Origin of the sequence: Ensifer sp., from assembly GCF_035999135.1 — a bacterium.
In the GTDB taxonomy this organism is placed as follows: Bacteria; Pseudomonadota; Alphaproteobacteria; order Rhizobiales; family Rhizobiaceae; genus Ensifer.
Map to the genome: position 1 here is coordinate 1 of NZ_DASYGZ010000237.1, position 26,172 is coordinate 26,172.

Here is a 26,172-nt window from a genome sequence, read left to right on the forward strand (position 1 = left end):
GATCAGCAGTTGGGTGTCCATGTCTGTTCTCCCTTGAAAGTCGAGTTATTTGCCGGCGCCGGCGATCTGGTCGCCGTCGCGGGTGAGGTAGTAGGCGCCGAGGATCGGCAGGAAGGTGACGAGCACCACGACCATGGCGACCACGTTGGTCACGGGCCGCTGGCGCGGGCGGATCAACTCTTCGAGCATCCAGATCGGCAGCGTTGACTGCTGGCCGGCGGTGAAGGTGGTGACGATCACCTCGTCGAAGGACAGCGCGAAGGCGAGCATGCCGCCGGCAAGCAGAGCCGTGCCGATGTTCGGCAGGATGATGTAGCGAAAGGTCTGGAAGCCGTCGGCGCCGAGGTCCATCGACGCCTCGATCAGCGAGCCGGAAATCCGCCGGAAGCGGGCGACCGCATTGTTGTAGACGACGACGATGCAGAAGGTCGCGTGGCCGAGAACGATGGTCCAGAAGGAAAACGGAATATCGGCCATCGAGAAGGCGGATCTGAGTGCAATGCCGGTGATGATGCCCGGAAGCGCGATCGGCAGGATGACGAGCAGCGAGACCGTCTCGCGGCCGAAGAACCGCGTCTGGCTTACGGCGGCGGCACAGAGCGTGCCGAGTACCAGGGCAACGGTTGTCGCGATCGAGGCGACCTTGACCGAGAGCGTCAGCGCCGCCCAGACGTCGGGCCTGTTCCAGGCAACGGCAAACCATTGCGTCGTCAGGCCTGGCGGCGGGAACTGATAGCTCTTTTCCTCGGTCGTAAACGCGTAGAGGAAGATCAAGAGGATCGGCAGGTGCAGGAAGGCGAGGCCGACGCCGGCCGCGATCTTCAGGCCCATCGGCGAGCGGTTGAGGCGATCAGAGCGCATCGAAGGCCCCCATGCGTTTGGCGACGAAGAGATAGGCGCCCATGATGACGATCGGCACCACGGTAAAGGCGGCGGCGAGCGGGATGTTGCCGGCGGTGCCCTGCTGGGCATAGACCGCCTGGCCGATGAAGAGGCGCGACGAGCCGACGATCTGCGGAATGATGTAGTCGCCGAGCGTCAGCGAAAACGTGAAGATCGAACCGGCGACGATGCCGGGCAACGCCAGTGGGAAAAGCACGTAGCGGAAGGTCTGGGCCGGCGTGCCGCCGAGGTCGGAGGAGGCTTCGATCAGGTTGCCCTGCACGCGCTCGAGTGCTGCCTGGATCGGCAGGATCATGAAGGGCAGCCAGACGTAGACGAAGACGATGAAGGTGCCGGTGTAGCTGACCGAAAGCGAGTTGCCGCCGACCACGGGCAGCGCCAGCCAGGCGTCGAGCAGCCAGAGCAGATGCAGCTTCTCGAAGAACCAGGTGAGGATGCCTTCCTTGGCCAGAATCAGCTTCCAGGCGTAGATCTTGACGAGATAGCTCGACCAGAGAGGCAGCATGACGCCGAGATAGAACAGCACCTTCCATTTCCCTCTCGCATAGCGCGCCGCGTAATAGGCGATGGGGAAGGCGATGACGGCGGAGGCGAGCGTGACGGTCGCCGCCATCAGCACGGTGCGCAGGATGATGTCGAGATTGGTTTCGCTCAGCAGCTGGCGATAGGTCGCGAGCGTGAACTCGTAATTGATCAGGCCGGAGAAATCGTCGATCGAAAAGAAGCTCTGCAGCAACAGCGCAAAGAGCGAGCCGAGATAGACGACGCCGAGCCAGAGCAGCGGCGGCGCGAGCATCAGCGTCAAAAGCAGATGCGGATGGCGCCAGAAAAAGTCCGACAGGCGGCCGGCAGGGCCGCGTCGCTCCGGCAGAACCATGGGTTCGGCAAAGGCGGTCATGCGTCCTCCATCGGGTGCAGCTCGTGTGCGGCGAAGCTGATGGTGACGGGGCTGCCGAGCGCCGGCACGGCAAGGGCGGCGGGGCTGGCGACCGCGACACGGGCGCCATCGACATCGACGACGACGCGGTTGACCGCGCCGAGGAAGCTATGGGCGGCGACGGTGCCCGTCAGGCTGAGCGCGCCATTGGCGGGTGCTGCGATGGCGATCGCTTCCGGGCGCAAGCTGGCGAAGGGCGCCTTCAACCCGAGGCGCTGGCAAAGCTTGGCGGGCAGCACGTTGGACGAGCCGACGAAATCGGCGACAAAACGGGTCTTCGGCTGCTTGTAGACGTCTTCCGGGCGGCCGAGCTGCTGGATGCGTCCGTCGTTGAAGACGGCGATGCGGTCGGCCATCGACAGGGCCTCGCCCTGGTCGTGAGTGACGAAGACGAAGGTGATGCCGAGCGATTTCTGCAGGCTCTTCAATTCCTCCTGCATCTGCTCGCGCAGCTTGAGGTCCAGCGCGCCGAGCGGCTCGTCGAGAAGCAGCACCTTGGGCTTGTTGACCAGCGCCCGGGCGAGCGCCACGCGCTGGCGCTGGCCGCCGGAAAGCTGACCGGGGCGGCGGGTGCCATAACCCGGCAGTTTCACCATGGCGAGCGCATCCTCGGCCGCCTTGCGGCGTTCCTCGCGGCCGACGCCCTTGACCATCAATCCATAGGCGACGTTGTCGAGGATCGAGAGGTGCGGGAAGAGGGCGTAGTCCTGGAAAACGGTGTTGACGCTGCGGCGATAGGGCGGCACGCCCTCGGCAGTCTCGCCGAAGATTTCAATGTGGCCGCCGGTCGGCTGCTCGAAGCCGGCCATCAGGCGCAGGCAGGTGGTCTTGCCCGAGCCCGAGGGGCCGAGCATGGCGAAGAACTCGCCCTCGGCTACCTCGAGGTTCACACCATCGACGGCGCGCACGGCGCCGAAGTGGCGGGAAACATTGTCGAAGAGAACGGCGGTGGTCATTGAAATGCTCCGGAAAGTTCAGTCCCCGGTGGGGAGGAATTTGCCCCTCATCCCGCGGTGAGGGTAGGACCCCTCATCCGCCCTGCCGGGCACCTTCTCTCCGTTTGCGGGGCGAAGGGGACGTGCGGCGGGCGGTTTGCCTCAAGTTCACGCCCTGCGGTTTGGCCGGGGGCGTTCCCTCTCCCCCGTGTGCGGGGAGAGGGTCAGGGTGAGGGGCGATGCTTGCGATATGTCGAGACGGCTCAGCGGCCGCCGATTACGCCGATGTAGTCGGAGACCCAGCGGTGATAGGGCACGCATTCGCCCTGGCTTTCGCACTTCGAGACCGGCGTCTTCCAGAACTTGACCTTATCGAAGTCCTCGTAGCCGTTGGTCTTGCAGCCTTCGTCGGTCAAAAGCGCATTGCCCTTGCAGGCGGCACCCACCGACGGGTTGGCGCCGAACCATGCCGACACGTCGCCCTGGACCTTGGGCGACAGCGAGTGCTCCATCCACATATAGGCGCAGTTGGGGTGCTGGCTGTCGGCGTGCAGCATGGTGGTGTCTGCCCATCCGGTCACGCCTTCTTCCGGGATGGTCGAGGCGATCGGCTGCTTTTCGGCTTCCATCAGGTTGACCTGGAATGGCCAGGAGCCGGAGGCGACGACGCCTTCGTTCTTGAAGTCGTCGATCTGGATCATCGCGTCGTGCCAGTAGCGGCCGACGATCTTTCGCTGGCCACGCAGGAGGTCAAGCGCTGCCTTGTACTGGTCTTCGTTGAGCTCGTAGGGATCCTTGATGCCGAGGTCCGGCTTGTGCTTGATCAGGTAGTTGGCGGCGTCCGCCACATGGATCGGGCCGTCATAGGCCTGGACGCGGCCCTTGTTGGACTTGCCGTCGGGAAGCGTCATTTCCTCGAAAACGACGTTCCAGCTCTTCGGCGCTTCGCCCTTGAAGGCGTCCTTGTTGTACATCAGGACGTTCGGGCCCCAGACGTATGGGGTGCCGTAATGCACGCCGTTGACCGTGTACCAGGGCGCGTTCTGCATGCGCTCGTCGATGGTCTTCCAGCTGGGGATCAGATCGGTATTGATCGGCTGGACGCGCTTGCCGGCAACGAGGCGCAGCGACGCGTCGCCAGACGCGGTGACGAGATCGAAGCCGCCTTCGTTCATCAGCGCCACCATTTCGTCCGAGGTGGCGGCCGTCTTCACCGAGACCTTGCAGCCCGTCTGCTTTTCGAAATCGGTGACCCAGTCGTAATTCTTGTCGGTCTCGCCGCGCTCGATGTAGCCGGCCCAGGCGACGATGGAGAGTTCGCCTTCGCCCTTGCCGAGTTCCTTCAGCGGCTCCTGCGCGAAGGCCGGCGCGACGAGGCCAAGCGTCAGGGTCAATGCCGTGCAGGATTTAAGCATCTGCTTCATCTGAATTCTCCCAGTTTTGAGCCGCATTTTGCGGCTTCGTTCCCAGGTTGAAGCGTGCCTTGCTTTCACCGTATTCGCAAATTCATTAAACAGAATGCCGCTTTCGGTTTTTCCGATATCGCAAGCAATTCCAACAAAAGTGTGCAGCGGTTTTGCGTCCGGAATTGCGCAAAAACAATGAGATAGAGGCGCGCGCCGCCGAAGATGGGCGCGTTAGCGCGGGCGCGCACTTCTGAGCGCTTCGGCGATGCCGACAAAATCGCGCGCCGATTGCGGCAGCCCGGAGCCTTTGCGCCAGACCATGCCGACCTGAACCACCGGCAGCGCGCCTGAGACGTCGCGGCTTTCGATGCGGTCGCCTTCCAGCGACCAGGGGCGGTAGACGAGGTCGGGCAGAAGCGCGATGCCGGCGCCGGTCGCGACCAGGCTGCGCACCGCTTCGACAGACCGGGTGCGGAAGGCCACGTGCGGGCGGGCGCCAAGCGCTGTCAAAAGCTTGCCGGTGTTCTCCTCGATTTCATCGACCGTCAGCATGATCAGCGGCTCCTTGGCGATATCGCTGACGGAGATGATGTCGGCGCTGACGAGCGGATGACCGATCGGCAGCCAGAGCCGGTAGGGCGAGGTCTCGAGGATTTCCGCCTGCAGCGCCATGCGGTCTCGCAGGTTGGAGATGACCATGACGGCGACGTCGAGCTCGCCGCCGATCAGCAGGTGCTCGAGATAGGAGCCGTTGTCCTCGATGGCGCTGACCTCGACGCCGGGGCAGGCGCGGCGGTAGCGGGCCAGGAGATCGGAAAGCACGTAGCCGGCAACCAGCGAGGTGACGCCGAGATTGAGCTTGCCGCCAGTCTCCTCGCGGCTGTCGGAGAAACTCCGGCGGGCGTCCGAGACATTGGCGAGGATCTTGGTGGCGTGGCGCAGGAACTGGTGGCCGTTGTGGGTGATCGACAGGCCGCGCGGATGCCGGTCGAAAAGCTCGACGCCGAGATCGCCTTCGAGCTCCTTGATCGCCTCGGTGATCGAGGATTGCGAGATCGAAAGGTTCTGCGCCGCGCGGGTGATCGACCCCTGCTCGGCGACGGCGACGAAATACTGCAATTGTCTGAAAGTGAAGGCCATGGCGCGAGTTAATAGGTGCGGGGCAGGGCTGGCAAGCGCCGAAACGCAAGCGGGCCGAACGCTGATTTTTTCCCGTGATGTCGGTTTTCGGACAGGGACCCGGATTGCCGATGCTAAGCTGGGTGGAAGCGGACGAGCGGGAGGATGACGTGGACCAGATGACCAAGCGGCCGATGCCGACGGAGGAGGGGATCCTTGCGTTCCACCGCCGCTGTGAGGACTTCTATCCGGCCGATGCGGTGGATGCGTCGATCGAGCAACAGCGCAAATGGTATGACGCGCTCTGTGCCGAATTCGATGCGCCGAGCCCGGCCGGGCTGACGCGTGACGACACGCTCGTCGACGGCCGCATCAAGGTTCGGCGCTACCGGCCGGCCGAGGTTTCGACGCAGACGCGCATCTACTACATCCACGGCGGCGGCTTCGTCGTCGGCTCACTCGACAGCCACGATGCGATCTGCGCCGAGCTCGCGAATTTCGCTGAGGCCGAGTTGGTGTCGGTGGATTATCGCCTCGCGCCGGAGCATGTCTGGCCGGCGGCTTTCGACGACAGCTACGCCGTGCTGCAGCATCTCTTGTCCGACGGTCGCCCGGTTGTCGTTGCCGGCGACAGCGCCGGCGGCAATCTCACGGCTGGCATCATCCTGAAAGCCCGGGCGGAAGGGCTTTCCGGCATCGTCGGACAGGTGCTGATCTATCCCGGCCTCGGCGGCGATCTGGTCTCGGGTTCCTATGTGGAGATGGCCGAGGCGCCCGGGTTGACGACGGCTGATGTCGGCTATTATCGCGACATCCTGAAAGCGCCGATGGGCAACCCCTTTGCCGCGCCGCTTGCCGAAACCGATCTTTCCGGCTTGCCGCCCAGCTACATCACCGGCGCCTTCTTCGATCCCTTGCGCGACGACGCCCGCATCTACGCGGCGCGGCTGGCCGCCGCCGGCGTCAACGTCGCCTTCCGTGAGGAGCCGCAGATGATCCATGCCTGGCTTCGGGCGAGACATATGAGCGAAGGCGCGCGCGAAGGCTTTCAGCGGCTGGCCGAAGGCGTGGCAATGCTCGTCGGAACGCGCTGAGGCCCGGCTTGGCGCGACGCGAGCGTGCCGGCAAACCGACGTGCGGCTGTCCTTCAAATTGCGTCAGCTCTTTGCCTTGAACACCAGCACCGGGTTGGCCCTGAACGCCCCAGGGAAGAGCGTCCGCAGGTTTTCGATCTTCGGCAGGTCGTTGTAGACGATGTAGGGGTGAGTCGGGTTCCGCGTCAGGAAGTCCTGATGATAGTCTTCGGCGGCATAAAAGCCCTTGAACGGCGAGACCTGCGTGACGATTGCCGAGGGGAAGGCGCCTGTCTTGCCGAGTTCGGCGATGTAGGCATCGGCGACCTTCTTCTGCTGGTCCGTGACGGCGAAAAGCGCCGAACGATACTGGGTGCCGTGGTCCGGACCCTGATAGTTGAGCTGTGTCGGATTGTGGGCGACGGAGAAGAAGACCTGCAGCAGCTGCCCATAGGTCACCTCGCGCGGATCGAAGGTCACTTCGACCGATTCCGCATGGCCGGTCTTGCCGCCGCTCACCGTCTCGTAGTCGGCGGTCGCCGCCGTGCCGCCTGCGTAGCCCGAGACGGCGTTCTTCACGCCTTTGATGTGCTGGAACACGCCTTGCACGCCCCAGAAGCAGCCGCCGGCAAAGACCGCGACTTCCGTCGATGCGGACGATTTCTCGTCGAGCGTCGGTGGCGGAATTACCATGGCCGGCTCCTGCGCCGGGGCGAGCGACCCGGTCGCCAGGATTGCTGTGATGGCCGCAGCCAGGATCAAGGGAATTCTTGCCAAGGGATATGCCGACCTGCCGTGCGCCATGGTGTGCTCCCGCTGCCGGCCTTCTACGCCGACGCTCAATGACCACATGTTTTCATGGGAATGACAATGGTCAAATCGCGATCGCGTGCTTCACGCCAACGTGACGATCCGCTACCACTTCATGGCAACTTTGATACTCACGTGAACAGGACGGAAGATGGTCGGCGAAACGGATCTTGCAAAGCTGCTGGCGACGATGAACCCGGTTCTTTATCCGCAGACCTATGTCTATTGCACTGTCGCCTATCGCGATCAGGCGCGCACCCAGACGCTGGAGCCGCTTGCCACCTATCGCGAGGACGAGGGGCTGACCCTGGTGCTTGCCCGAGACGCCGCTGATCGGGCGGGCTTGGAATATGGTCCGCTGCTGCGCAGGATCACGCTCAACGTTCACTCGGCGCTCGAAGCCGTCGGTCTGACCGCTGCCGTCTCGGCGGCGCTGACGCGCGAGGGCATCAGCGCCAATGTGATCGCCGCCTATTACCACGACCATATCTTCGTGCCGGAAGCGGATGCCGAGAGGGCGCTTTCGGCTCTTCGTGCGCTGACGCTTGCCTGAGTTCGCAATCCCTACATGAAGCGCGTGTCCTCCGGCGGGTTGAAATGGTCGTCGGCGCGGCCGTTCTCGTAGATGATGGGCGCTGCGCCGAGCTCCGCGTCGCTGACGCCGTCGAGGCAGGCGACGTTGACCGCATAGAAATGGCCGATGAAATCCTTGTGGTAGCCGCGGGAGAAGGGCCGGACGCCGCAACGGCTGCAGAAGTAGTGATCGACGTCGCCGACGATCCAGCTCGAATTGTCGGCGCGGTAGCTGGTGAGCCTGTCCTTGCCGGCGGTAATCTCGAATTCCTCCCGGAGCGCAAAGGACTTCTGCATGCGCGTCTTGGCGCAGAAGGAGCAGTTGCAGCGGCGGACGCCTTCGGCAAGATCCAGCTGGCATTCGAAGGCGACGGCGCCACAGTGGCAGCTGCCGCGATAAAGCTTCTTCATCGATTTCCTCCCGGAAATGGGGCAGGCCTTGCCGCCCGCCGGCCCGAGGGCCGGCGCTGACGAGACCGTGCCGTTGACATTTCATTCTGGCCCGCCCACCGATCCGGCCGAGTTTTCGACCGGACATCGCAGCGCGAGGCTCGCTCTACCCGACAGTTCCGGTTGCTGCCGGCCGGTCGGCGACGACAGGGTCCTTACCGTCACCATCGTCCTTCGCCTGGCGCAATAGCAGGAAGGCGATCAGCGCCGTCAGCAGCGAAAGCAGCACGCAGATCGAGGCGGTGAAGGTGAAGGACTGGGTGAAGACGTCGCGTGCCGCGGCAAGCAGCCGCTCGGCTTCCGCCGGCGGCAGATCGGCGGCGATCGCGACGGCTCCGCCGAGCGTCTGGCGCGCTGCCTCGATCTTTTCCTCCGGCAGGCTGGTGACGACGAGATCGTCCATGCGGCCGCGATAGGCCGAGGTGAGCAGGCTGCCGAGCACCGCAATGCCGAGCGCGCCGCCGAACTCGAAGCTGGTCTCGGAGATCGCAGACGCTGCGCCGGCCCGCTCCGGCGGCGCGGAGCCGACGATCATGTCCGTCGTCAGCGTGCCGACAGGGGCAAAGCCGAGGCAGAGCACGACAAGGCCGGTCGTGACGAGCAACGGGCTGCTGGAGGTGCCCACCTGGGTACAGATGGCAAAGCCGATCGCCGTCAGAACAAAACCGGCGGCAATCAGGTTGGAGGCGGCAAAGCGGGTGGCCAGCATCGGCACCGTCATCGAGGCCACGACCATGGCGACGCCCGTCGGAACCGACCAGAGCCCGGCGACGAAGGGCGAAAGGCCGAGCACCAGCTGCAGGTACTGCGCCACGAACAGGAAGGCGCCGAAACCGACGAACAGGCCGAGAATGTTGACGCCGAGTGCTGCGCTGAACCGCGGTGTCTTGAACAGTGCCAGATCGATCAGCGGGTCGGCGAGGCGAAGCTGGCGCCTTGCAAAGAGAATGGCGACGACGATGCCAACGAGAATGAAGGAGATGGCGGTGGTATCGACGCCGTCCTCGGCAATGTGCTTCATGCCGTAGATCACCGACAGCACCGATATCAGCGACTGGGCGGCGCTGATGAGGTCGATGCGCCCGGCTTCGGGGTCGCGGAATTCCGGAAGCAGGATCGGGCCGAGAATGAGGATCAGCACCATGACGGGAACGGCCAGCAGGAAGACCGAGCCCCACCAGAATTGCGACAGCATCAGCCCGCCGACCACGGGGCCGATGGCGCCGCCGGCCGAGAAGCTGGCGATCCACACCCCGATCGCGAATGTGCGCTGCCGGTCGTCGAGGAACATGTTGCGGATGAGCGAAAGCGTCGAGGGTGCAAGGGTTGCGGCAGCGACGCCAAGCACGGCGCGGGCAACGATCAGCGTCTCGGCGTTCCAGGCAAAGGCGGCAAAGATCGAGGCGAGGCCGAAGGCGATCGAGCCGATCATCAAGAGGCGTCGTCGGCCGATGCGGTCGCCGAGCGTGCCCATGGTGATCAAGGAACCCGCGACCATGAAGCCGTAGACATCGATGATCCAGAGCAGCTGGGAGGCCGACGGTTTCAGTTCTTCGGCAAGCTGCGGTACCGCGAGGTTCAGCACCGTCAGGTCCATCGAATAGAGCATGCAGGGGAGCGCCAGCACGGCGAGCCCGATCCATTCGCGCCGGGTCGCCTTCGGGCCGGGCACATGGGTATTTTCGAGGTTTGCGGTCTCAGACATGGTCGACATAATCCCTGAGCCGGTCGAGGCACTCGCCCCAGCCTTCCTGGTGCGAGTCGCGCTCTTCGACAGTTTCGAATGGTGTTTGATGAAAGGTCAGCCGGGTCCGGCCGCCGATGTCGGCGAAGGAGACGGTGACGAGCGTGTCGGCGCCGGCCTTACCGTCTTCGTCCCAGGCGAAGGTGAAGACAAGGCGTTCTGGCTCCAGGACTTCGCGGTAGACGCCGCCCATCCAGTAGTCGCGGCCTTCGGGCGAGCGGATGCAGGCGCGCCATGCGCCGCCTTGGCGGAAGTCCATGGAGAGCGAATGGGGCGTGAAATCCTTCGGCCCCCACCAGCGCAACGCATGCTCAGGCGTCGACCAGACCTTGAAGACAAGGTTCACCGGCGCGTCGAAGTCGCGGACGATTTCCAGGCTGATATTGTTGCGCGTTGCGTTTGCGGCTGCCGCTGTCATCAATGCCTCCTCCTCCGGGCGCCCCACTGCGCCCGGTCATTAACCCAAGAGTTATTTAACTCATCGGTTAATATCTGCGCGTGACGGGTCGTGTCAAGGCGCGCAAGGGTCCTCGACCTGATTTTTGTCAGTTCTGGCCGCGTGATGAAAGTCGGCACTGGCCGCTTGGGCGTCAGTCGACGGCAGCGTTTTGGCAGCGCGCCCTCAGCCGGGAAAGCACCCGGCCGAAGGCGCCGGGGTCGTCGAGGCTGCGGGCGAGGATCAGTGCGCCCTGGATACCGCCGACGATTTCCTCGGCAAGGCCGTCGCACTCTGAAGCGCGTATGCCGGCGCGTCCAAGCGTTGCGGCGAGGTCGGTGCGCCAGTCGGAGAAATAGCGGTTGAGCTCACGGGCGAAGCGGTCATGGGCGCCGCTGGCGGCGATCACACCCATCAGGCAGAGCCTGCGACCCTGACGAAAGTAGCCATCGACGCCGGCAAACATCGCCTCCAGCGCCCTGGCGGGGTCATCGGCGTTGCGCAGTGCGTCGAAGATATGGGTGCGGAACCATGCGTCGATGTCGGCAAGCACCGCTTCGGCCATCTCCTCTTTTCCGCCGGGGAAGAAGTGGTAGAGGCTGCCTTTGCCAAGCCCGGTCTTCTCGGTGATCAGGCTGAGGCTGGTGCCGTCATAGCCGTGTTCGCGGAAGATCTCCGCCAGCATGGCAATGACGTCCTTGCGCTCTTTGACCGTGCGGCTCATGCGGGTTTCCTCACGAGTGGGTATTCCACCCTGGCGAAACGGTGGAAGAGGGCGCCGACCGCGACCAGGATCAGTGAACCTGTCAGCACCGGGAAGAGCAGGAACTCGAAGCCCGGATCGGCTGCAAAAACGACGAGCGGATCGGCGCCGGCCGGCGGATGCGTGACGCGCAGCGCCGCCATCAGCGCAATCGCGGCCCCGACGGCGATCGCGACGGCCCACCACTCGTTGGGAAACACTGTCCTGAGGATCAGGCCGACGAGGGTGGCGACGATGTGGCCGCCGACGACATTGGCCGGCTGCGACAGCGGACTTGATGCGACCGAGAAGATCAGCACGCAGCTGGCGCCAAACGGCGCCATCAGCATGGGATGGCCGGCGAGACTGGCGAGGGCACCAAGGGCGGCAATGGCGACAAGGCCACCGACGCCGGCGATGAGGCCGCGGCTGATATGAACGGGAGGCTGATGACGGGTGAAAAAATGACGCACTATTGTACCAATCAGTAAACTCTTTACCGATTGGTACAATGGCTCGATGATGAAGTCAAGAAGGGCTGCCGGACCGGGAGTGGCGGTGGCAAGCCGCCGGCCCGTCCGCGACGGCCTCACATGAAGTCGCGGGGCACGTGTTTGCGGAAATGCTTCTCGAAGATCCGCGTTTCGCCCTCATAGGCGACGACTTCGGCCTCGGTGATCCACTCGCCTGCCGTGCAGCGCAAGGTCGCGGTCGAGACCGTGCGCACGGACCACCCTTCGCTTTTGGCAACGCAGGTCCAGGTCGAGGTGCCGATCATCGACAGCGGATCATCAGGCGCGATCGACCAGGTCTCGTCGCGGATGTCCTGGGTGGCAAGGCCGGTGTCCGGGTGCTCGGACAAGCCAGTGTCCTCATAGATCCGGTAGTGGGTCATGCCGTGCGTCATGTCGCGCTCGACCGTGCGGCTGGTGTTGCCGCGCTTCAGTTCGCGATATTTCGGCAGTGGATCCGGGTTTTCCGGTTCCGGTACGGCGATCTCGCGATGGGCACCGAGAAGCGGCAGGGCAAGCGACAGGCTCGATGTGTCGATCGAAAGGCCCGGGTCGGTCGGCGTCGGCAGGATCAGCGGCCAGTAAGAGGTCGACAGCGACACGCGGATGCGGTTGCCCGGGCGGAAGCGGTAGCCACAGGCGTCGAGCGTCAGCGTGATGCGGGTCTTGCGGCCGGGCTCCATGCCCTTGGGGCTGGCATTGCCGTCGCGATGCGCAAGGTTGAGCACGCCGAAAGCGACGCGGGTGGCGGTGCCATCAGGGTGCACGTCGACCAGGCGGACCGCGAGATTGGCGTTGGCCGCCTGGCAGGTGACGTCGACGGAAAGCGTCGGCTGGCCGAGATAGTCGGCCACTTCGAGCAGCGGCGCGGTCTCGAAGGTGAGCGAGCCGGCATCGTCGATGCGCTGGTCGCCGGCCATTTCCGCGTCGGGCTTCAGGGTGAAATACTCGCCCGAGGCGGTGCCGGTGTCGAGCGGCGATTTCAGGTAGATCTCGCCGACACCGGTGCCGCCGGCCGACGGCGTCAGCCGCCCGTCATGGGAGATACCGAAGAGCTGCATTTCGGGCGTTGCCCAGGCGTCCTTCGCCACCCAGCGGCCGGGGTCGCTGTCGCGCCGGAGCGACGGGCGCGGGCCGTCGAGAATATAGGCGCGCACCTGCGGCCCGCCTTCTGCGCCGTTTTCCTCGTCGCGCAGCCAGCGGTTCCACCAGCGGATCGCTTCGCCGTGGAAATCGGCACGGGGCTTGGGGAAGGCGAAATGCGGATATTTGTGCACCCAAGGGCCGATCAGCGCCTTTGCCTTGCTGCCGATGCCTTCAACCGCCTTCAGCGGCGTGTTGCGGTAACCGTCGGCCCAGCCGGCAATGACCAGCGCCGGCACGTCGAAGCCTTCGAAATCCTCCGCGATCGAGCCGTGCTGCCAGAAGGCGTCGCGGCGCTGGTGCTCGAGCCATTCCTCCATGAAATAGGGCTCGTTCTCCAACCGCTCCATCCACATCGCCTTCCAGCGATCGCCGACGATGTCGGGATCCGGCGAACGTGACTGGTAGGCGAGCATGGTGGCGGCCCAGGAGAGCTGGGCGGAGAGGTGGCAGCCGTTCTTGTAGTGAATGTCGTCGTTGTAGCGGTCGACCGTCGAGGCGATGGAGATAACCGCTTTCAGCGCCGGCGGCTTCAGGGCTGCGACCTGCAGGCAGTTGAAGCCGCCCCAGGAGATGCCCATCATGCCGACCTTGCCGTTGGACCAGGGCTGGGCGGCGATCCATTCGATGATCTCGCAGCCGTCGGAGAGTTCGCGCGGCGTGTACTCGCCATCGATCACGCCGTCGCTTTCGCCCGAGCCTCTGATGTCGACCCGGACGCCGGCAATGCCAGCGGCGGCAAACACAGGATAGGTGGATTCGTCGCGCAGGCTGGTGCCGCCCTGTTTGCGATAGGGCAGGTATTCGAGCACGGCCGGCACCGGCTCGGTGTTGGCTCCATCCGGCATCCAGATGCGGGCGGCAAGCACGGTGCCGTCCTTCAGCCGGATCCATTCGTTTTCGATCAAGGTGAATTCGCGTTCGGACATATGGTTTCTGCGCTCTGCTGTAACTCTTTGTTCTCTCGTCCAGTTCGGGCGCGAAACTGCAGTTTTCGCGCCCGCTTGAACTGCGATTAGGCGTCGAACCAGACACGGCTACCGATGTAGCCGTTGGAAAGGTCGTTGCCGATGTCGTCGACGAAGCCCTTCAGAGACGCGGAAGCGGCGTTCACATAGTCGTTGAAGACAGGCAGGATCAGGCCGCCTTCGTCGCGCACCGTCATCGCCATGGTGTGGTACATCTCCTTGCGCTTGGCATCGTCGAGCTCGGAGCGGGCCTGAAGCAGCAGCTTGTCGAAATCCTCGCGCTTGAAACGCGTGTCGTTCCATTCGGCTGTCGAGAGATAGGAGGTCGAATAACGCGAATCCTGTGTCGGTCGACCGCCCCAGTAGGAGGCGCAGAAGGGCTGCACGTTCCAGACATTGGTCCAGTAGCCGTCTTCCGGCTCGCGGCGCACCTCGAGCTCGATGCCGGCCTTCTTGGCGCTTTCCTGGAAGAGCACGGCAGCGTCGGCCGCACCGGGGAAGGCGGCGTCCGAGGTGCGCAGCAGGATCGGCCGGTCGTGGCCGGACTTCTTGTAGTGGAAGGCGGCCTTGTCCGGATCATAGGCCCGCTGCTCGATGCCATCAGGCGCCAGCGCATAGTTGCCGTTGACCGGGTAGTCGTTGCCGAGCGTGCCGAAGCCGCCGAGCACCCGGTCGAGGATCGCCTGGCGGTCGACGGCGTATTTCAGCGCCAGCCGCAGGTCGTTGTTGTCGAAGGGGGCGGTGTCGCAATGCATCAGGAAGCTGTAGAAGCCCTTGCCGGCGGTTCTGAGGATCTCGACGCGCGGCGCCCGCTTCAGGAGCGGCACCGTCTTCGGGTCGATGTTGTTGATGAAGTGCACCTGGCCGGAAGAGAGGGCTGCGATCCGCGCCGTCGTGTCGTTCATGACGATGACCTCGACACTGTCGACGAAGCCGCGGTCTGAGCGCCAGTCGTCGGCGTTCCTCTCGAAGGTGGCGCGCAGGCCCGCCTCGTAGCTCGAAAGCTTGTAGGGGCCGGTGCCGATGGGGGAGGCCGGGTTATCGACGCCGCCCTTCGGCTGGATGATCAGGTGATAGTCGGTCAAAAGCAGCGGCAGGTCGGCGTTGCCCTCGGTCAAGGTCAGCACCAGGCTGCCTGCCTTTTCCTCGATCGTCTTGATCGAGCGCATCAGGCCGAGCGCGCCCGATTTCGAGCCTTCGTCCGCATGGCGCTTCAAAGTCGCGACGACGTCGGCGACCGTCAGCTTGCTGCCGTCGTGGAAGCTGACGTCGCTGCGGATCTTGAAGGTCCACTCAGACGCATCAGCCGAGGGTGTCCAGGATTCGGCAAGGGCCGGCAGCGGCGCGCCGGTCTTCGGATCGGACTCGACCAGCGTGTCGCCCCAAAGATGGCCGATGACGAAGGAGACCGAACCGCTATAGCCGGCCGGGTCGAGCGTGTCGGTGGTGGCGCCGCCCTTGAGGCCAAGCTTCAGATGGCCGCCGCGCTTCGGCTCCTCCGCCCGTGCGTCGCCTGCGCCAAGCGTTGCGCCGAGGCCGGCCGCAAGGCCAAGGGCTGCAGTGCCGGCCAGGAAACCGCGCCGGCTGATGCCGGTCGAAGCCATGCTCGTGGGCACGAGAAGGCCGTCGGGTCGCTTCGTGAATTCGGTCATTCTGGGGATCCCTCTGGTATAATATTTCCAAGGAAAACCTAGCGCCTGCAGGACGCTGCACAATTTCGCGACTTGACGCTTATTTACGCTATTTTACGCGACTTCGGGCGCGCGGACCTGCTACACCCGAAGAGACGGATCGCCGGTTCCGGTTTTGCGGTTGCAAGCGAGCCGGCGGCGCTATCGGCGCGATCGAGGAAGGGACATTGACGGACAACGACATCTTCTCGACCAATCTCAGGTTTGCCTGCGCGACGCGGCGTTCGATCTCGCAGATCTGCCGCGAGATCGGCATCAACCGGCAGCAGTTCAATCGCTACATTGCCGGTGAGGCAAAACCGTCGCCGCACAACGTATCGCGCATCGCCCGCTTCTTCGGACTAGGGGCCGAGGACTTTGCGCTGCCGGCAAGACAGTTCGAGGCGCGCATGACGCGGCCCGACCGCGACCGCTCGGATGCGGGCCTGCTGCTCGAGGGGTTTCCCGGCGATATCGCGGCGCTCAGGCGTCACATCGGCTACTACCAGACCTACCATGTCTCGCTCTCCTGGCCCGGTCTCGTCGTCTGCTCCGCGGCCCGGATCTACGAGGAGACCGGCTCCTTCCGGGTCAAATCGATCGAGCGCATCCGCGATCCGGCCAACGAGATCCAGCAGTTCTCGAAATATGTCGGCCTCGTCACCTTCTGGCGGAACCGCATTTTCATCACCGAGCGCAGCATCGGACGTGAGCCGATGCTGGCGCAGACGATCCTTCTGCCGTTCGAAATGCACCAGCGCGTCTACCTGCGCGGCACCACCATGGGTGTCTCCTGGCGCAAGGAGAACCTGCCTTATGCCTCGCGGATGATCTGGCGTGCGCTCGGGGGCCAGCCTGACCTGCGCCAGATGCTGTCGCGCTGCGGCGTGCTCTCCTTCGGCTCGCGACATCTGCCCCAGACGGTGCGCAATTTCCTCGAAGCGCCCGATGCCGAGCCGCTGACCATACCGAACGAGTATTGAGGCGTCCGTCGCGTCGCGTTAGGTTTCACCACCGAGGTTCGTCGGGGAGGGGATCATGAAATCGTCTGCAGTCGCGCTTGCCTGCCTTTGGGTCGCAATTCCGATCCCGGCGGCGATGGCCGACGAGGCACGCGCGCCGATCCCGTCCTGCGCGCTCTCGGGCGCATCAAGCGTGATGATCGGCGGCCAGCCGGCGCTGCGCTTGTCTGATGTCGCCAATTGCCCGCCGGAGCTCTACGAGGTCGTGCCAAGCATCATGATCGAGGGCCAGCCGGTGGTGCATTTCCGCTCCGGCAGCGGCGAAAAGGGCGATTGTGCTGCCAAGGGCGAGGCGACGGTGACCTTCGAGGGCGAAGCGGCAAACCGGCTGGGCGACGTCGATTGCCGGCAGAAGTGATGGATGTCGCGCACGTCACGCAAGTTTGCAAACCCATGCTGATGTGATGTGCCGGAGCGGCCATGCTGGCATTGGCCACGTTGTCCGCTCCGCCACGCCCCGCAAGGGGTCTACTGACGTACTCAGTTCATGTACCTGTCCAGATACGTCAGCACCTTTTCCGGATGGCGGCCAAACCAGTTGTAGCCGTCCTCGAAACGTTTGGTCGTGCCCTCGATCCAGTAGAGTTCCTTGTCGTTGCTGGCCAAGGCGTCGAAGGTGCTCTCGGCGTCACCAGGGTTGTTGATGACGGCGTCGTCGAGCACCTGCCACATCAACACAGGCAGCTTGACGTTCGGAGCCCAGAGTCTGCCCGACATGTCGGCGGCAGCAAAACCGCCAAGCTTGAGCAACTCCAGGTCGATCAGTTCCTGATATTGCGCGATTCCTTGGTAGCCCGAGAGTTTGCTAAAGACCGACGTCATGTTGGGGACGAGCGGGCTCAGAAGGCACTTGACGTTCTCAAACAGCTCGGGGTGTTTGGTGATGGCGGCATACTGCGAAACGCCGCCCAGGCACTGGCTGAACAGGGCAACGTCCATCTTGCCCAGGCGCGGATGGGCGTCGACGAACTTCTTGACGCCGACGCAATCTCGCCATTCCCACTGGCCGACGCCGCAGACGCCGCCATTGGCAGCACCGCTCTGCCCGTGATTGCGAAAGTCGTAGGTCAGCACGTTGTAGCCGGCATCGGTCAGGTGCTTGTACTGGATGACGAAGTCGATCTCGACCGGCTCGATGAAGTTGCCCCACGGCGCGCCCATGTGGCCGGGATAGCCGGCGCGGCACATCGGAAGGGCATGGTTGAAGATCACGAGCTTGTTGCTCTCGCCGCCCTTGGCCGGGATGTACCAGGCTTCGAGCGGCGTGCCGTCGTCCGACGGGATGGACAGGTCATGCCAGCCTTCCATGCCGTAATCGCCCGGGTTCTTGAAGATGAAGCTGCGCGGCATCTTGACCATGCCGGCGAGCGCCTTGACCTTGGCGTGATCGTCCGCGGAGATGGTCTTTTCCTGCTCCAGCGCCGTCTGCATTCTTTGCTTTGAAATTCCGGTCATGACGAGGCTCCTTTGCCTGTTCGAAGATGCCGCAACCCGAGACCATGCCCTGTGCCAAGATAGGATCTCGGTGGGTATGGGCGCATTTTACGTGGGGGAATGGATCGGATAAACCGCCTGGACATGACATCAGTGTTAAGCAATAACTGACAATATGCCGCTCGATCCCTCACTGCTTCCCGCCATGGCGTGGTTTGTCCACGTCGCCCGCCGACGCAGCTTCACCAAAGCCGCCCTGGAAATGGAGGTGACGCGCGCAACCGTGTCGCAACACCTGAAATCGCTGGAGCGGCATCTGAACGTTCGGCTCATCAACCGCACGACGCGCGACATGTCACTTACCGAGGAAGGTCAGCGCCTGTTTGATGTGCTGCATCCCGCATTTGCCGCGATCGAGGGCGCGGTCACGGATTTGAGCGAAGCCGGCACGGAGCCGTCGGGTACGATTCGCTTGTCGGTCTCACGCGTCGCTGCGCGCTCGCTGATCGAGCCGCATTTGGCGGCGTTCCTGGCACGCTTCCCGAAGCTGCGGCTGGAACTGGTGACCGACGACGGTTTCTCCAACATCGTGGCCGAAGGGATCGACGCCGGCATCCGGTTGGGTGAAAGCCTGGACGAACACATGATTGCGGTGCCGATCACGCCGCCGCTGGCGATGGCGATCGTCGGTTCGCCCGCATACTTCGAACGCCACGGCGTGCCCGAGACGCCTCAGGCGTTGAAGCAGCACAACTGCCTCTCCTACCGCTTCACCTCAAGCGGCAAACTAGACCGCTGGACGTTCCTCGCACCCGGCGAGGAGGCGCGTACCGTGGTCTATGAGCCGCAGGGCAACGCCGTCTTCAACGACGACGACAGTATGTTGCGCGCTGCACTGCAGGGGGTTGGACTGGTGCAGCACCTCGACCTCTGCGTTCGCCCATATCTGGAGGACGGCACCTTGGCGCGTGTCCTTCTGCCGTGGGTTCATCCCCGTCCAGCCTTCTTTCTTTACGTGCCGTCGCGCGCGCAGATGCCCGCCAAGACCCGAGCGCTCATGGACTTTCTTGTCGAGCAGCGCAAAAACCTCGCGCGGCAGGTCGCGCCATAGCGGTTGGCATGGACTTCATGCTGTTGACGGTGCCTGGTCGAGCCTTGCCAGCCGGGCGCCTTCGCGAAAGGCCGCAACCGCTGGCGGGTTGGAGACCGGGTAGCCCTCGATGAAGCGCTCCACCCTGAAGGACGGGAATTCTGCCCGCAGCCGCTCGGCGGCGTCGGCCGATTCCTTCGTCTCGCCGAGACAGGCATGGGCCATCGCCCGGAACATCAGCGTGCTTGGGGATTCCTGCGAGCTTTTCTCGAATGCGGACAGGCATTCGCGGTATCGGCCGGTGACGAAGAGCACGCGGCCGAGCATGCCGTAATACCAGGGCGGCCCGAGCGGGTTCAAGGCGAGGGCGCGTTCGATCAGAGGGATGGCGTCTTCGGGGGTGCCGACCACCAGCGCCTTGGCGCCGGCCAAAAGCGCCAGGGTGTCGGCATTGTTCTTGCCGAATTCAAACGCGCGCGCATGCGCCTCGGCAGCGCCCGCAAGGTCCCCCAGGCAGGCGCGCAGATCGCCGAGGCAGGTCTGGCCGGCAGGGTCGGTCGGATCCAGGCGCACGGCTTCCTCGGCGGCGCGCCGCCAGTTTCCGAATGCGTCTTCGAGATCGTCGCTATAGCCGTTGCAGGCCCTGATGGAATGAACATAGGCCAGTTCCGTCCACGCGCGGGAGCGGCCCGGATCCAGTTCGAGCGAGCGCGAAAGCAGTTGAAGTGCGGCGGCATTGCCGTCGCGACTGAAGCGATTGTGCTGCTCGACGCCGAGAAGATAGTAGTCGTAGGCCTGCAGGGTCCCTTGAGCCTTCTGTCTGCTCGCCTTGCGTCCGATTGCGGCCAGCGTTCCAAAGCAGCCGGCAAGCACATTGATGACGCTTTCGCAGAGGCTGTCCTGCAGGGTGAGGGCATCTTCCATCGCGCGGTCATAGCGCTCGCTCCACAGCGTCATGCCTGTGCGCGTGTCGGAGAGCTGCATGGTCAGACGCACCCGCTTGTCGTCGGCGCGCAGCTGCCCGGTGACGGCATAGGTGGCGCCGACCGCCTGGACATGATCCTCGAAGGCTTCAGGCCGGTTTCCAAGCAGCTTCATCGTGTGGAAGGCAATCACCGGGATATCGGCGAAACGCGCGAGATCGACTGAGAGATCGGAGGAAAGGCCATCGGCAAAACGCTGCCAGCGCTCCTCCGGATTGAGGCTCTCGATCGGAAAGAGCGCGAGCACCGGGGATGCGGGCTCTGTCGCCCGCGTGGGAGCCGTCGCTTGCGTGACCGCAGCACCCGCCATGGTCTGCGCCACATGGGACGCGAGCTCGATCTTGTTGCGCACGCCGAGCTTGCCGTAGATCGTGGCGAGATGCGTACGCACGGTCGACGGCGCGATGAACAGCGCCTCGCCGATCTCGCGATAGGTCAGACCCGCGGCAAAACGCTCGGCCACGGCGCGCTCACGCTCGGACAGGGGTTCAGTGGCGGTCTGTGGCGTCTGGATGCGGTTCATGGCTGCTCCCTGCCATCCGACCGGACCGGTTTCAACGGTGACGACGCAAAATACTACAAATGCAGGAGCGGAAACACAGCAGTTGCGCGATGTGGCCGAGCGCCGCGCCGCCTACAGTCGGACCATCGTTTCAATGCCCTGAGGGGCCCAGCCAAGGTGGAGCCGAAGATGAGCAGCCTTCTGTCCGGAATGTCCGAATTCACCCATGCCGTCTGGCTGGATCTGAACCAGCCGGCAAGGCACATCGCCGACAGCGTCGGTCGTCACGATCCGTTCCGGCTCTTTGCCATCTGGGACGATCGCCTGCGCTTTCGCGAGCAGCTTCTGCGCATCGCCAGGCAGAATCCGGAACTGCTCGACGATGTCGGGCTGACCAGAGCGCAGATCGACGCCGAGACCAGCAAGCCCTTCTGGCAGCGCTGAAGCTGCCGATGGCTGAATGAGAGAGGCGGCACCTGTCGGCGCCGCCTTTCCTGTTGTCAGTTGCCCGCACTTTCCATGCGCCGTGTCTTCAGCACGCGCTCAAGCCAGCCGATCTCCATCTCCGGAACCGACTTCAACAGGAGGTCGGTATAGTCGTCGAAGGGCGGCGACAGCACTTTCGACTTCGGACCGAAGCGCACCAGGCGGCCGCGGTGCATGACCGCGACGCTGTCGGCGATGGCCCGGACGATCGCGATGTCGTGGGTGATAAAGACATAGGAAACAGCGGTTTCCTCCTGAAGCTTCAAGAGCAGATTCAGGATGCCTTCGGCCACCAGCGGATCGAGCGCGGAGGTCGGCTCGTCGCAGAGGATCAGTTCGGGCTTGGCCGCGAGCGCGCGGGCGATCGCCACCCGCTGCTTCTGGCCGCCCGAAAGTTCGGCCGGATACCGATCGAGGAAGCGGCCGCCCATTTCGATCTGGTCCAAGAGCTCGTTCACCCGTTCCGTCTTCTTCTGCCCGTGCAGGCCGAAGTAGAAGGAGAGCGGACGGCCGACGATGTCGCGCACCGTCTGGCGCGGGTTCATCGCGGTATCGGCCATCTGGTAGATCATCTGGATGCGCCGCAGCTCGTCGTTGCTGCGGCCCTTGAGCGCCCGCGGCAGTTCCTTGCCCTCAAAGGTGATGCGGCCCTCGGTCGGCGGCAACAGCCCGGTGATGACGCGGGCGAGCGTCGACTTGCCCGAGCCGCTTTCGCCGACGATCGCCAGCGTCTGGCCCTTCGGCAGATGCATCGAGACATCGTGCAGCACCTTGAAGCCATTGGCGTAACCGGCGCTGACATGCTCGATCGTCAGCTGCGTGCCGGTCTGATCCACCGCTTCGTCGCGCTTGGTCTGCCGCACGCTGACGAGCGCGCGGGTGTAATCCTCGCGCGGGGCTTCGATGATCTGCTGGGTGGCGCCGTACTCCACGGTCTTCCCGTGGCGCAACACCATGATGTCGTCGGAGATCTGGGCGACGACCGCGAGATCATGGGTGATGTAGAGCGCTGCCGTATGCGTCTCCTCGATCGCATGCTTGATCGCGGCAAGCACGTCGATCTGGGTCGTCACGTCGAGCGCTGTCGTCGGCTCGTCGAAGACGATCAGCTCCGGATTGGGGCAGAGCGCCATGGCGGTCATGGCGCGCTGAAGCTGGCCGCCGGAGACCTGGTGCGGGTAGCGGTCGCCGAAGGTTTCGGGATTGGGCAGACCCAGCACCCGGAAAAGGTAGAGCGCCCGCTTCTTTGCCTCCTCGCGGCTCATGATGCCGTGGCGCAGCGATGCCTCGATCACCTGGTCGCCGAGCCGGTGCGCCGGGTTGAAGGCGGCGGCCGCCGATTGCGCGACATAGCAGACGCGGGCACCGCGGATCGAGCGGATGCCATGTCTGTCGAGGGTCAGGATGTCCTTGCCATCGAGCAGGACTTCTCCTCCGGTAATGCGCACCCCGCCGCGGCCGTAAGCCAAGGCCGAAAGGCCGATCGTCGACTTGCCGGCGCCGGATTCACCGATGAGACCGAGCACCTTGCCCTTCTGAACGGTAAAGGACACGCCTTCGACGAGGGTGACGACCTTGGGCGGTTCGCCCGGCGGATAGCTGGTCGCTTCGATCTTGAGGTTCTTGACGGACAGCATCTCAGGCATCGCCGCGTCCTCCCTTGAGGCTGGAGGTTCTCTTCATCAGCCAGTCGACCACGAGGTTGACGCAGATCGCGAGCGTGGCGATCGCAGCCCCCGGGATCAACGCTGCCGAAATGCCGAAGATGATGCCGTCCTTGTTATCCTTGACCATGCCGCCCCAGTCGGCGGCCGGCGGCTGGATGCCGAGACCAAGGAAGGAGAGGGTGGAGAGGAACAGGATCGAGAAGGCGAAGCGCAGGCCGAATTCGGCAAGCAGCGGCGACAACGTGTTCGGCAAGATCTCGCGGAAGATGATCCAGAGCGAACCTTCGCCGCGCAGCCTTGCCGCCTCGACGAACTCCATCACCGCGACATCGAGGGCCACGGCGCGGCCGATGCGGAAGACACGGGTACTGTCGAGCACGGCCATGACGAGGATCAGGATCCACAGATGCTGCGGCAGCACGGCGAGCACGACGAGCGCGAAGATCAGCGTCGGGATCGCCATCATCAGGTCGTTGAAGCGGGAGAAGAGCTGGTCGGTGAAACCGCCGACGACGGCGGCCGTGAAGCTTAACAGCATGCCGAGCGAAAAGGAGAGCACGGTTGCCGCCAGCGCCACGAAGATGGTGGTGCGGGCGCCATAGATCAGACGCGAGAGCAGGTCGCGGCCGAGATTGTCGGTGCCGAGCAGGAAGTCGCCACCGGCCGGAAGCCAGACGTCGCCGACGACGTCGCGTTCGCCGAAGGGGGCGATGACGGGCGCGAACAGCGCGCAGAAGATCGCAATCGCGATGCCGGCGATGCCGATCCAGGCGCTGAAGGGTATGGATCTCAGGTTCATCGCGGGTGCCTCAGTCTCGGGTTGGCGATGATCGCGAGAATGTCGGCCGCCATGTTCAGGAAGATGTAGAAGGCGGCAAAGATCAGGCCGCAGGCCTGAACGACCGGCATGTCACGCACGGTCACCGCATCCACCATGTATTGCCCCATGCCCGGATAGACGAAGACCACCTCGACCACGACGACGCCGACGACGAGATAGGCAAGGTTGAGCGCGATGACGTTGATAACCGGCGCCACGGCGTTGGGAGCCGCATGGCGCGCGATGATGCGGAACATGCCGAGACCCTTGAGTTCCGCCGTCTCGACATAGGCCGACGACATGACGTTGAGGATGGCAGCCCGGGTCATGCGCATCATGTGGGCGAGCACGACGAGGACGAGGGTTGCGACCGGAAGGGCGATCGCCGAGAGCCGTTCGGTGAAACTCATGCTGTCATAGACGGTCGCGGGGAAGGTCGCGACGCCGTATTTGACGGCGAAGAACATGATCAAGAGATAGCCGATGAAGAACTCGGGCAGCGAGATCGCCGCCAGCGAGACGACGTTGATGATCTTGTCCGGCAGCCTGTTGCGGAACTGCACCGCCAGCATGCCGAGGCCGACGGCGAGCGGCACGGAGATGAGCGCTGCGAAGAAGGCGAGGAACAGCGAATTGCCGAGGCGCTTGCCGATCTGTTCGCCGACCGAGTTCTTGCTCGCCCAGGAGGTGCCGAAATCGCCTTGCACGGCGCCGCCGAGCCAGGAGAGGTAACGTTCGCTCCAGGGCTTGTCGAGGCCGAGATCCTTGCGGATGTTTTCAACCGCCTGGGGCGTTGCCGACTGGCCGAGATAGGTGGTGGCGAAATCGCCGGGAAGGGCCTCGATGCCGCCAAAGATCATCAGCGACACGGCAAAGAGCAGGCCCACGCTCAAGCCGAGGCGCTGCAGGATCAGCGCCGCGAGAGGGCGGCGGAAGGTGAAGCGCCGCCAGAAGGTGCCGCCGATCTGGCCATCGGAAGCAGGGTTGGGTTTTGCTGGTACTCCGGAAAGTTCGGCAGACCGCGGGTGTGTTGCACCCGCGGTTCCATCCGTCGGAACCGGACCAGTGAGCGGTCCGCTTTCCATCATCATGCGTCCAGCCAGACCCGGGTTGCGACGTAACCGTTCGACATGTCGTTGCCGATGTCGTGCACGTAGCCCTTCACCTGCTTGGTGGAGGCGTTCACGAAGTCATTGAACATCGGCAGGATCAGGCCGCCTTCGTCGCGCACCATCATCGCCATGGTGCGGTACATGTCCTTGCGCTTGGGCTCGTCGAGCTCGGCGCGGGCCTCGAGCAGGATCTTGTCGAAGTCCGGGCGCTTGAAGCGGGTGTCGTTCCAGTCGGCGCTCGAAAGATAGGCGGTCGAGTACATCTGGTCCTGGGTCGGACGGCCGCCCCAGTAGGAGGTGGAGAAGGGCTGGACGTTCCAGACATTCGTCCAGTAGCCGTCGCCAGGCTCCCGCTTGACCTCGATCTCGATGCCCGCCTTCTTGGCGCTTTCCTGGTAGAGCACGGCCGCATCGACCGCACCCGGGAAGGCGACGTCGGAGGTGCGCAGCAAAACCGGACCGCTATGGCCTGATTTCTTGTAGTGGAAGGCCGCCTTGTCCGGATCATAGGCACGCTGCTCGATGCCTTCGGGGAAGAGGGCATAGGTGTCGTTGATCGGGAAGTCGTTGCCGACCTTGCCGTAGCCGCCGAGGATGCGCTCGACCATGGTCTCGCGGTCCATCGAATATTTCAGCGCCATGCGCAGGTCGTTGTTGTCGAAGGGGGCGGTGTTGCAATGCATGATGAACACGTAGTGGCCGCGGCCCGACGTGTTCAGGATCTCGACTGTCGGCGCCTTCTTCAGAAGGTTGACCGTCTTCGGGTCGACGCGGTTGATGTAGTGCACCTGGCCCGACGAAAGGGCGGCGATGCGGGCCGTCGCATCGTTCATGGCGATCAACTCGACGGAATCGACATAGCCGCGGTCCGTGCGCCAGTCGTCGGCGTTCTTCTCGAAGGTGGCGCGGATGCCGGCTTCGAAGCTCGTCACCTTGAACGGGCCGGTGCCGATCTGGGCGTCCGGCGCGTCGATGCCGCCGCCCGGCTGGATGATCAGGTGATAGTCGGTCAGAAGCAGCGGCAGGTCGGCATTGCCTTCGGTCAGCACGAGCACCAGCTTGTCGCCGTCGGCTTTGATTTCCTTGATCGACTTCATCACGCCGAGCGCGCCGGATTCCGACTTCTCGTCGGTGTGGCGCTGCAGGGTCTTGATGACGTCGTCGAGCGTCAGCTCCTTGCCGTCATGAAATTTCACGCCCTTGCGGATGGTGAAGGTCCAGGTCGAGGCATCGGCGGACGGTTCCCAGGATTCGGCGAGCGCCGGGACCGGTGCGCCTGTGGTCGGATGGCTTTCGACCAGCATGTCGCCCCAGTTGCGGCCGACGACGAACATGAATTGCGACAGAGCCTTGGCCGGATCCTTGCTGTCGGTTGCGGCCGCACCTTCGAGGCCGAGTTTCAGATGGCCGCCGCGCTTCGGCTCCTGCGCTTGAGCGCTGGTGGCAAACAGCGTGCCGGCCGTCGAGGCGAGGATGCCGGCAGCAGCCGCACGACCCAAAAACTCGCGCCGGTTCATCTTGCCGAGCATGACCTGTCGTGTGAGGTAATCCTTGTAATCGCTCATTCCCCTGTTCCCTTTTCTCGTCGGCATTCGCCGTTCGTTGTGGTTGGTAGAGATTGTATCGATGGCTTCG

25 protein-coding genes are annotated in these 26,172 nt (G+C 64.0%); 6 read left to right on the forward strand and 19 right to left on the reverse strand.

Features of this window, described 5'->3' with window-relative positions; genetic code table 11:
- Positions 1–45 precede the first annotated feature (45 nt).
- The 5 genes from VGO12_RS30905 to VGO12_RS30925 all read right to left on the reverse strand — a co-directional run bounded on the left by VGO12_RS30905 (position 46) and on the right by VGO12_RS30925 (position 5,321).
- On the reverse strand, positions 46–861 hold the full coding sequence (locus VGO12_RS30905) for an ABC transporter permease (protein WP_327516557.1): 816 nt from the start codon (positions 859–861) through the stop codon (positions 46–48).
- Positions 851–1,801 (reverse strand): ABC transporter permease, encoded by a 951-nt coding sequence (locus tag VGO12_RS30910; protein ID WP_327516558.1) that lies wholly within the window; start codon positions 1,799–1,801, stop codon positions 851–853. Before VGO12_RS30910 ends, VGO12_RS30905 begins: the two co-directional genes overlap by 11 nt.
- Entirely contained in the window at positions 1,798–2,796 is a 999-nt protein-coding gene (locus VGO12_RS30915; protein ID WP_327516559.1) for an ABC transporter ATP-binding protein, read from the reverse strand. The genes VGO12_RS30910 and VGO12_RS30915 overlap by 4 nt, the downstream gene beginning before the upstream one ends.
- A gap of 242 nt (positions 2,797–3,038) precedes the next feature.
- The gene (locus tag VGO12_RS30920; RefSeq protein ID WP_327516560.1) at positions 3,039–4,199 is read right to left on the reverse strand and encodes an ABC transporter substrate-binding protein; all 1,161 of its coding nucleotides are present in this window, start codon (positions 4,197–4,199) and stop codon (positions 3,039–3,041) included.
- Positions 4,200–4,412: 213 nt separating this feature from the next.
- On the reverse strand, positions 4,413–5,321 hold the full coding sequence (locus tag VGO12_RS30925) for a LysR family transcriptional regulator (protein ID WP_113540408.1): 909 nt from the start codon (positions 5,319–5,321) through the stop codon (positions 4,413–4,415).
- Between the two features lie 158 nt (positions 5,322–5,479).
- Here VGO12_RS30925 and VGO12_RS30930 point away from each other — a divergent pair, with 158 nt between their 5' ends.
- Positions 5,480–6,394, forward strand: coding sequence for an alpha/beta hydrolase (locus VGO12_RS30930; RefSeq protein WP_414650803.1), 915 nt, complete (start codon positions 5,480–5,482; stop codon positions 6,392–6,394).
- Between the two features lie 63 nt (positions 6,395–6,457).
- Here VGO12_RS30930 and msrA read toward each other — a convergent pair whose 3' ends face one another.
- A complete protein-coding gene (msrA, locus tag VGO12_RS30935; protein ID WP_327516561.1) occupies positions 6,458–7,177 on the reverse strand; it encodes a peptide-methionine (S)-S-oxide reductase MsrA in 720 nt (239 codons plus the stop codon).
- Between the two features lie 157 nt (positions 7,178–7,334).
- Between msrA and VGO12_RS30940 the strand changes: the two genes are divergently transcribed.
- Positions 7,335–7,736 carry an ACT domain-containing protein gene (locus VGO12_RS30940; protein WP_327516562.1) on the forward strand — a complete coding sequence of 134 codons (402 nt, stop codon included), beginning with the start codon at positions 7,335–7,337 and terminating at the stop codon, positions 7,734–7,736.
- Between the two features lie 11 nt (positions 7,737–7,747).
- Here VGO12_RS30940 and VGO12_RS30945 read toward each other — a convergent pair whose 3' ends face one another.
- The 7 genes from VGO12_RS30945 to VGO12_RS30975 all read right to left on the reverse strand — a co-directional run bounded on the left by VGO12_RS30945 (position 7,748) and on the right by VGO12_RS30975 (position 15,355).
- Positions 7,748–8,167, reverse strand: a complete 420-nt coding sequence (locus tag VGO12_RS30945; protein WP_327516563.1) for a GFA family protein — start codon at positions 8,165–8,167, stop codon at positions 7,748–7,750.
- A gap of 145 nt (positions 8,168–8,312) precedes the next feature.
- Positions 8,313–9,911, reverse strand: a complete 1,599-nt coding sequence (locus VGO12_RS30950) for an MFS transporter (RefSeq protein WP_327516564.1) — start codon at positions 9,909–9,911, stop codon at positions 8,313–8,315.
- Positions 9,904–10,368: an SRPBCC domain-containing protein gene (locus VGO12_RS30955; protein WP_327516565.1), complete on the reverse strand. Its 465-nt coding sequence runs from the start codon at positions 10,366–10,368 to the stop codon at positions 9,904–9,906. Before VGO12_RS30955 ends, VGO12_RS30950 begins: the two co-directional genes overlap by 8 nt.
- 172 nt (positions 10,369–10,540) lie before the next feature.
- Positions 10,541–11,110 (reverse strand): TetR/AcrR family transcriptional regulator, encoded by a 570-nt coding sequence (locus VGO12_RS30960; protein ID WP_327516566.1) that lies wholly within the window; start codon positions 11,108–11,110, stop codon positions 10,541–10,543.
- The gene (locus VGO12_RS30965) at positions 11,107–11,601 is read right to left on the reverse strand and encodes an HPP family protein (protein WP_327516567.1); all 495 of its coding nucleotides are present in this window, start codon (positions 11,599–11,601) and stop codon (positions 11,107–11,109) included. The genes VGO12_RS30960 and VGO12_RS30965 overlap by 4 nt, the downstream gene beginning before the upstream one ends.
- Before the next feature lie 116 nt (positions 11,602–11,717).
- The gene (locus VGO12_RS30970; RefSeq protein ID WP_327516568.1) at positions 11,718–13,712 is read right to left on the reverse strand and encodes a CocE/NonD family hydrolase; all 1,995 of its coding nucleotides are present in this window, start codon (positions 13,710–13,712) and stop codon (positions 11,718–11,720) included.
- 86 nt (positions 13,713–13,798) lie between these two features.
- Complete coding sequence (locus tag VGO12_RS30975; RefSeq protein ID WP_327516579.1) at positions 13,799–15,355, reverse strand: ABC transporter substrate-binding protein; 1,557 nt, start codon at positions 15,353–15,355, stop codon at positions 13,799–13,801.
- Positions 15,356–15,609: 254 nt separating this feature from the next.
- On the opposite strand from VGO12_RS30975, the gene VGO12_RS30980 reads away from it, so the two are divergent.
- Together VGO12_RS30980 and VGO12_RS30985 are read left to right on the forward strand one after the other, a co-directional pair.
- Positions 15,610–16,404: a helix-turn-helix transcriptional regulator gene (locus VGO12_RS30980; protein WP_327516569.1), complete on the forward strand. Its 795-nt coding sequence runs from the start codon at positions 15,610–15,612 to the stop codon at positions 16,402–16,404.
- 55 nt (positions 16,405–16,459) lie between these two features.
- Positions 16,460–16,801, forward strand: a complete 342-nt coding sequence (locus VGO12_RS30985) for a hypothetical protein (protein ID WP_327516570.1) — start codon at positions 16,460–16,462, stop codon at positions 16,799–16,801.
- Between the two features lie 122 nt (positions 16,802–16,923).
- Here the strand turns inward: VGO12_RS30985 and VGO12_RS30990 are convergent, their stop codons facing one another.
- Positions 16,924–17,898, reverse strand: a complete 975-nt coding sequence (locus VGO12_RS30990) for an alpha/beta hydrolase (protein ID WP_327516571.1) — start codon at positions 17,896–17,898, stop codon at positions 16,924–16,926.
- Between the two features lie 154 nt (positions 17,899–18,052).
- Here VGO12_RS30990 and VGO12_RS30995 point away from each other — a divergent pair, with 154 nt between their 5' ends.
- Positions 18,053–18,988: a LysR family transcriptional regulator gene (locus VGO12_RS30995; protein WP_327516573.1), complete on the forward strand. Its 936-nt coding sequence runs from the start codon at positions 18,053–18,055 to the stop codon at positions 18,986–18,988.
- A 15-nt stretch (positions 18,989–19,003) separates the two neighbouring features.
- On the opposite strand, the gene VGO12_RS31000 is transcribed toward VGO12_RS30995, so the two are convergent.
- Positions 19,004–20,473 carry a LuxR C-terminal-related transcriptional regulator gene (locus VGO12_RS31000; RefSeq protein WP_327516574.1) on the reverse strand — a complete coding sequence of 490 codons (1,470 nt, stop codon included), beginning with the start codon at positions 20,471–20,473 and terminating at the stop codon, positions 19,004–19,006.
- A 168-nt stretch (positions 20,474–20,641) separates the two neighbouring features.
- Here VGO12_RS31000 and VGO12_RS31005 point away from each other — a divergent pair, with 168 nt between their 5' ends.
- Positions 20,642–20,896: a hypothetical protein gene (locus VGO12_RS31005; protein WP_327516575.1), complete on the forward strand. Its 255-nt coding sequence runs from the start codon at positions 20,642–20,644 to the stop codon at positions 20,894–20,896.
- Positions 20,897–20,952: 56 nt separating this feature from the next.
- Here VGO12_RS31005 and VGO12_RS31010 read toward each other — a convergent pair whose 3' ends face one another.
- Genes VGO12_RS31010 through VGO12_RS31025 form a run of 4 tightly spaced genes read right to left on the reverse strand, consistent with a single transcriptional unit; the run spans position 20,953 to position 26,102 of the window.
- Positions 20,953–22,584 (reverse strand): ABC transporter ATP-binding protein, encoded by a 1,632-nt coding sequence (locus VGO12_RS31010; RefSeq protein ID WP_327516576.1) that lies wholly within the window; start codon positions 22,582–22,584, stop codon positions 20,953–20,955.
- Positions 22,577–23,404 (reverse strand): ABC transporter permease, encoded by an 828-nt coding sequence (locus VGO12_RS31015; protein ID WP_043624703.1) that lies wholly within the window; start codon positions 23,402–23,404, stop codon positions 22,577–22,579. Before VGO12_RS31015 ends, VGO12_RS31010 begins: the two co-directional genes overlap by 8 nt.
- A complete protein-coding gene (locus VGO12_RS31020) occupies positions 23,401–24,513 on the reverse strand; it encodes an ABC transporter permease (RefSeq protein ID WP_327516580.1) in 1,113 nt (370 codons plus the stop codon). Before VGO12_RS31020 ends, VGO12_RS31015 begins: the two co-directional genes overlap by 4 nt.
- Positions 24,513–26,102, reverse strand: coding sequence for an ABC transporter substrate-binding protein (locus VGO12_RS31025; protein ID WP_327516577.1), 1,590 nt, complete (start codon positions 26,100–26,102; stop codon positions 24,513–24,515). The genes VGO12_RS31020 and VGO12_RS31025 overlap by 1 nt, the downstream gene beginning before the upstream one ends.
- Positions 26,103–26,172 lie beyond the last annotated feature (70 nt).